The following is a 5,564-nucleotide window of genomic DNA, read 5'->3' as shown; positions in this document are numbered from 1 at the left end:
GACGAGGGCGGTCCAGTAGTGGGCGGGGTCGCCGATGGTGGGGCGGGGGCGGGCGGCCGCGAGGGAGAGGTAAGCGGCGGTGAGGTTCCCGGTGGTGAACCAGCGGGCCAGGCCGTGCTGGTGGCCGGCGCGGATGCCGCCCATGGCGTCGATGGCGGCCAGGAAGAGGTCGACAACGGCGAGTTCGGTGGCGTCGAGAGGCTTGGGGATGTCGAAGACGCCGAGGGCTTCGAGGAGTTCGCCGGTGTCGGCCTCGGAGCCGGGGCGGGGGTTGGCGAGCAGGGCGTCGTAGCAGTCGTCGAGGCGGCGTTGGGTTTCGGCGGCGGGGATGCCGAGGGCGGTGCAGACGGCGCGGGCGGATCGGAGGGGGTGGCGGGTGTGGCGGGCGAGGGTGGCGTAGGTGTCGGCGGGGGTGGAGCCGGTGTCGAACAGGTGCCGGGCGGTCAAGGGGAGTCGCATGGTGGGTGCCTGTTCAGACGGTGAGGAGGGTGAGGAGGGTGACGGGCGCGGGGGCGATGAGGGCCCAGACGAACTTGCCGACCCCGCCGGCGCGGGGGCAGCAGCCCCACTTCTCGGCGAGTTCGTTGACGAGGAGCACGCCGCGTCCGTGCTCGTCCTCGGGTGTGGGGGTGCGGAGGGAGGGGTGGCCGGTGCCGGCGTCGTGGACTTCGAGGCGTAGGCGGTCGCCGGTGAGGGAGAAGCGGACTTCGATGAGGCGGTCGGCGGGTGCGTCGGTGTGCTGGACGGCGTTGGCGAAGAGCTCGCCGAGGAGGAGTTCGGCGGTGTCGGAGTAGCGGTCGCCGGTGGGGAGCGCGGCGAGGTAGGCGCGCAGCAACTGCCTTGCGACGGGGGTGGATTCCGTGCGGGAGTCCAGGCGTGCCGCGAACGTGCGGGGGCGGGGAGCGGTACGGATTTTGAGCATGGCGAAGCACCTCAAGGGAAGGCGTATGCGAATGGAGTGCGCCCACTTCGGTCAGTAGTCGAATGACTACCAGGATGGCTCAGCCTGCTCTAGGATCGAAAGAGTTTCAAATCTCTAGTCCAGCGGATTTTAAAGAAGGCGATCTTGGTTCGTCGCACACTTGACCCAACGTCATCCCCGTTGGAAGCCCTGGCTGTTCAGATCAGCCGGTCGCGCCAGGCCAAGGGGATGACGCAGATCGAACTCGGCGTGCGAGTCGGGTACTCCAACGTCTACATCTCGAACGTGGAGCGAGCTAAACAAGCGCCGTCTTTAAAGTTCGTAGAACGCGTGGACGCCGCCCTCGATGCCGGTGGCGCCCTGACGGGACTGTGGTGGAGTTGGAAGAACGGCGCTCTGTTGCCGGGGTTCTCCGAGTACCTTCGCCGGGAGCGCGAAGCGATCACAGTCAGACTGTTCGACACGGATATGGTGTCGGGCATACTCCAACACCCGGACTACAGCGCGGCCTACGAGGCAGGCATCGTCCGCCGAGGGGAAGCGACGCAGGAGCAAGCCGACGAGAGGCTCGCCCTGCTGGCGCAACGTCAACTCATGCTCGACAGGGGCACGACGATCCACGTCGTCCTGGACGAGGGAGCCCTGCGTCGACCGATCGGCGGTCGGGAGATTATGGCCATGCAGCTCTCTCACCTGGAGAGCCTGTGTGATCACCCGAATGTGATCATCCAGATCTCTCCGTACCGCCTCGCCGAAGATCGGCCGCTGTCCCACCCCGTCACGCTCTTGACTCTCCCCAATCGTGCTTTGGTCGGGTACACGGAGACGCTTCAACGGGGATACCTGGAACAAGATGCCGAGACGGTGGCCCGATGGGTCGATAGATACGATCGACTCCAGGTCAACGCGCTCAGCCAGCCGGACAGTTTGGCTGTGATCCGGGAGACAGGGAAGGAACTGGACCATGCATGACCCAACGGGCGCCAAGTGGCGCAAGAGCACCTACAGCAACGGCGGGGGTGGTTGCGTAGAGGTTGACGATGCGCACCCGGGCAGGGTCCGTGACTCCAAGGACCCCCAGGGCCCAACGCTGGCCTTCTCGGCCGAGGGCTGGGACTCGTTCGTTGCCGCTGTCCGAAGCGGCGAGTTCGGCGAAGTCTGAACCCGAGGCCTCTGCATTCGTCGCCCCGTTTCGACATGATCGTCACGCCGCTGCTGCCCGGTAGGATCGGCCACGACGCCCCGATGATGCACTTCAGGCGGGCCCAGGACGACGGCGTGTTCGATCGATTCGCCGGTCACGTCGAGGACTTGTGGGCACGAGGGCGTGACGTGTGGGCGATTTCGGCAGTGGAGGCGGTGGATCATGCCCAGGCGTGATTACGAGGACGATCCGGACGCTCCCGAGGCGAACTCGTTGGTCCCGGCCGCGTCCGTCGTCGTGGTCGACGATGCGGGCCGCGTCCTGCTCCAGCGCCGCACCGACAACGGGATGTGGGCCCTGCCCGGCGGCAGGATGGACATCGGTGAGTCGATCGCCGGGTGCGGTATCCGCGAGACGCGCGAGGAGACCGGACTCGATGTCGAGATCACCGGGATCGTCGGCACCTACACCGACCCCCGCCATGTCCTCGCCTATGACGACGGCGAAGTCCGCCAGGAGTTCTCCGTCTGCCTCCTCGGACGTCCGGTCGGCGGGGAGCTGCGGGTGTCCGACGAGTCCCACGAGGTGGCGTGGTTCACCCCGGCTGGGACGGACGAGCTGCCGATGGTGCCGAGCATCCGCAAGCGGCTCACCGACTGGCGCTCCGGGGCGACTCCCGTGGTGCGCTAGCCGCCGGCCGTCCTGCGCGAAGCCACCCGGCGGCCCCGGGAACGGTTGGTGCCGTCCCGGGGCCCGCCGCCCCCGTGAGCGGCGGGACCTGGGGGTGGCGGGTCAGGCGGGGTGGATGCCCGGGTTGCCGGCCTGGGTGACGAAGGAGGCGGCGGTGGTGACGGTGCCGCCGGGGCGGGTGATGTGGGAGACGGTGCGGTAGTCGGCGCGGACCTGGTGGCGGTCCAGGGTGAGCGTGGTGTAGCCGCGCCGCCCGTCGTAGAACTTCATGTGCGGGTTGGCCGACATCAGGTTCTGCCAGTTGGACGGCTTCTCCTCGCCGTCGCCGTCGCTGCTGATCGAGGTGCCGACGAACTCCACGCCCACGGTGCGCGAGCCCGGCTTGTCGAAGTCGCGCTTGACGTCCAGGGCGTAGGCGACGTGGACGTCGCCGGTGAGCAGCACCAGGTTCTCCACCCCGGCCCGGTCGACGGCGGTCAGGAAGCGTTCGCGGGCGGCCGGGTAGCCGTCCCAGGCGTCCATGGAGAGCTTGGAGCGCTCGGCGGTGGTGTTCTTGCGGCGGGAGAAGACGACCTGCTGCGGCACGACGTTCCAGGTCGCCCGGGAGCGGTGCAGGCCCTCGGCGAACCAGCGTTCCTGGGCGGCGCCCATCAGGGTGCGCCGCGGGTCCTCGGACTCCGGGGTGGGGTACTGCCAGCCGTCGCCGTTGGCCTGGTCGTCGCGGTACTGGCGGGTGTCGAGGATGTCGAACTGCGCGAGCTGCCCGAAGTGGACGCGCCGGTAGAGGGTGAGCTCGGTGCCGCGCGGCTGCGGCATCCGCAGCGGCATGTTCTCCCAGTACGCGCGGTAGGCGGCGGCGCGGCGGGCGATGAACGGCGCCGGGTCCTGGCCCTTCTCGGGGATGCCGGCCGCGTAGTTGTTCTCCACCTCGTGGTCGTCCCAGGTGACGTACCAGGGGTGGGCGGCGTGCGCGGCCTGGAGGTCGGGGTCGTTCTTGTAGAGGGAGTAGCGCAGCCGGTAGTCCTCCAGCGTGGCGGTCTCGTGGTTGAACAGCGCCGGCAGGGTGCGGTCGGTGTACTTGCGGTCGCCGCCCGCCGCGTCGATGCCGTACTCGTAGATGTAGTCGCCGACGTGGAACACCGCGGCCAGGTCCTCGTCGGCCAGGTGGCGGTAGGCGGTGAAGTAGCCGTCCTCGTAGGCCTGGCAGGACACCAGCCCGAAGCGGACGGCGTCCAGCCTGCGCCCGCGCTCCGGCGCGGTGCGGGTGCGGCCCACGGGGCTGCTCCAGGCGCCGACGGTGAAGCGGTACCAGTACACCCGGTCCGCGTCGAGGCCGTCGACGTCCACGTGCACCGCGTAGTTGAACTCGGCGTGCGCGCGGGCGCTGCCGCGCCGCACCACCTTGCGGAACCGCTCGTCGCGGGCCAGCTCCCAGCCCACCCGCACCGAGCCGGCGGGCGGCAGCCCGGCGCCGGGCTCCAGCGGGCGCGGCGCCAGGCGGGTCCACAGCACGACGGCCCCGGGCAGCGGGTCGCCGGAGGCCACGCCGAGGGTGAACGGGTTGCCGGTGATGGCGCGCGGTCCGAACTCGGCGTCCTCGGCGTGCGCGGACGGCAGGTTGACGGTGAACGCCAGCGCGGCGGCGGCCGAGGTGACGGTGAGGAAGCGGCGCCGGTCCAGCCGCGCGGCGGCCTCGCGCAGCTGCTGGTCGGGGGAGGGGCGGTCGGCAGGGCGGGTCATGGGGTGAAGGCCTTTCGCTGCTCGGCGGTGTGCGAAGGAATTCGAGTGGACCGCGCCGTACGCCAGGGGTCGGAATTCCGGCAGCCGAGTGATCATCTGATGGGGGAACCGTGAAGGTCCGACAAATCCCCCCGGGTGGACGGAAATGGACGCGCGTAGCGCCCCCCGCGCGAACCGGTCCACTTGGCCCGCGACCGCAGACCGTCCCGCCCCCGAACGGGCCCGCCACCGGCCCCGGCCCGCCCGCAGGCCCCGCCCCGCAGTCGCCCGGCAAAACCCCGAACCCGCACGAGGGGACGGCTGCTCCGTACCCGGAACGGGCCGCGCGACCCGGGCCGCCCCGCACTGCACAGGGCCGCTGGCCAAGTCAAGAAAAACCACCCGAACGGGTGGGTCCACTTTTACGCCGGAGCGCGGTCGTGATGTACAACACGCTGGCACCCCAAGCGAGTTGACTGATAGGAATCACCCCGGGGGACCCGCCCATCAGCTCACACCTCTGGGAGGGAACCATGAAGAACCGCTTTGTACGTCGTGCGGGTGTTGTGGTGGCCGGCCTCGCCGTCCTGACAGTCGGCTTCGGCAGCACGGCGGCCATGGCGGCCGCCCCGGCCCCGGCCCCGGTCGCAGTGGTCCAGAACGTCACGCCCGCCATCACGGACGTGCAGACCTGGACCTACGTCACCGGCCCGCTGGAGACCACGCTCACCCTCGACACGACCGCCCGCTCCGCGTCCATCGTGGTGTACGCGAACGTGCCGTTCCTCGGCAAGGTCAAGGTCGGCAGCGCCTCCGGCAGCCTGACCGAGGGCATCACCTTCCACCTTGGCCTGTCGCCGTTCGTCAACGGCACGCAGAGGTTCTACCTGGTCGGCGACGACGTGCACCTGTACTACGACTTCGACGCGCTCGGCAAGCACTACACGGGCGACGTCAAGCTCGGCACGCTCCCGCCGTTCTAGCAGCCCCGCTCCACACCACCGGCGCGGGCCCCCCCCCCCGGGGGCACAGAGTGGGCCGCAACAGTGGGATATTAAAAAATGAGCCGGGCCGCGCACAATGACGTGT

General features: G+C 69.7%; 8 protein-coding genes. 5 read left to right on the top strand and 3 right to left on the bottom strand.

Features of this window, described 5'->3' with window-relative positions; all coding sequences use genetic code 11:
* Both ACFV61_RS33975 and ACFV61_RS33970 read right to left on the bottom strand, forming a co-directional pair.
* Positions 1-459: hypothetical protein (locus ACFV61_RS33975; RefSeq protein WP_380495942.1), on the bottom strand; the 459-nt coding region annotated here is incomplete at its 3' end.
* 13 nt (positions 460-472) lie between these two features.
* Entirely contained in the window at positions 473-922 is a 450-nt protein-coding gene (locus ACFV61_RS33970) for an ATP-binding protein (protein WP_380495940.1), read from the bottom strand.
* A gap of 144 nt (positions 923-1,066) precedes the next feature.
* Here ACFV61_RS33970 and ACFV61_RS33965 point away from each other — a divergent pair, with 144 nt between their 5' ends.
* The 4 genes from ACFV61_RS33965 to ACFV61_RS33950 are packed head-to-tail and all read left to right on the top strand — an operon-like array spanning position 1,067 to position 2,756.
* The gene (locus ACFV61_RS33965) at positions 1,067-1,894 is read left to right on the top strand and encodes a helix-turn-helix domain-containing protein (RefSeq protein WP_380376119.1); all 828 of its coding nucleotides are present in this window, start codon (positions 1,067-1,069) and stop codon (positions 1,892-1,894) included.
* Positions 1,887-2,084, top strand: coding sequence for a DUF397 domain-containing protein (locus ACFV61_RS33960; protein WP_380376117.1), 198 nt, complete (start codon positions 1,887-1,889; stop codon positions 2,082-2,084). Before ACFV61_RS33965 ends, ACFV61_RS33960 begins: the two co-directional genes overlap by 8 nt.
* 35 nt (positions 2,085-2,119) lie before the next feature.
* Positions 2,120-2,302 carry a hypothetical protein gene (locus ACFV61_RS33955; protein ID WP_380495937.1) on the top strand — a complete coding sequence of 61 codons (183 nt, stop codon included), beginning with the start codon at positions 2,120-2,122 and terminating at the stop codon, positions 2,300-2,302.
* Positions 2,289-2,756 carry an NUDIX hydrolase gene (locus tag ACFV61_RS33950; RefSeq protein ID WP_380495935.1) on the top strand — a complete coding sequence of 156 codons (468 nt, stop codon included), beginning with the start codon at positions 2,289-2,291 and terminating at the stop codon, positions 2,754-2,756. The genes ACFV61_RS33955 and ACFV61_RS33950 overlap by 14 nt, the downstream gene beginning before the upstream one ends.
* Before the next feature lie 102 nt (positions 2,757-2,858).
* Here the strand turns inward: ACFV61_RS33950 and ACFV61_RS33945 are convergent, their stop codons facing one another.
* Positions 2,859-4,496, bottom strand: coding sequence for an alkaline phosphatase D family protein (locus tag ACFV61_RS33945; protein ID WP_380495933.1), 1,638 nt, complete (start codon positions 4,494-4,496; stop codon positions 2,859-2,861).
* Positions 4,497-5,008: 512 nt separating this feature from the next.
* Between ACFV61_RS33945 and ACFV61_RS33940 the strand changes: the two genes are divergently transcribed.
* Positions 5,009-5,458 carry a hypothetical protein gene (locus ACFV61_RS33940; protein ID WP_159398753.1) on the top strand — a complete coding sequence of 150 codons (450 nt, stop codon included), beginning with the start codon at positions 5,009-5,011 and terminating at the stop codon, positions 5,456-5,458.
* Positions 5,459-5,564 lie beyond the last annotated feature (106 nt).

This window comes from Kitasatospora sp. NPDC059817 (genome assembly GCF_042731835.1).
GTDB lineage: Bacteria > Actinomycetota > Actinomycetes > Streptomycetales > Streptomycetaceae > Kitasatospora.
Note: the sequence above shows the minus strand (reverse complement) of the source record. Positions and strands in the feature narration are given on the sequence as shown.